Source organism: Achromobacter sp. 46006, assembly GCF_059761975.1.
The window spans coordinates 1-255 of sequence record NZ_JCBANN010000163.1 but is presented as its reverse complement, the minus strand read 5'-3'; the positions used below and the strand labels follow the sequence as shown (position 1 = coordinate 255).

Genomic DNA, 255 nt, shown 5'->3' with positions numbered 1-255 from the left:
TCCGGCCAGGGCGAAGGCCAGTTGTCGGAACGGCACACCACGGGCGGCATCGGCCTCTACTACGCCCTGATCCACGAGGACGGCCCGTTCGTCGACGTCATCGCCAAGTACCTGAAAACCAACCAGAACTACCAGTTCCCGAGCCAACTGAACATTGCCGCGCAGGGCGCGCGGTCGACGTCGCTGCTGGCCAGCGTGCAGGCCGGATGGCGGCTGAACCTGCTCAACGGCGGCGCCTTCATCGAGCCATCGGCC

1 protein-coding gene is annotated in these 255 nt (G+C 66.3%); it reads left to right on the top strand.

Annotated elements, in window-relative coordinates; translation table 11 throughout:
* On the top strand, nt 1-255 hold a 255-nt coding region (locus AC6LKG_RS26645), incomplete at both ends, for an autotransporter domain-containing protein (protein ID WP_498170017.1).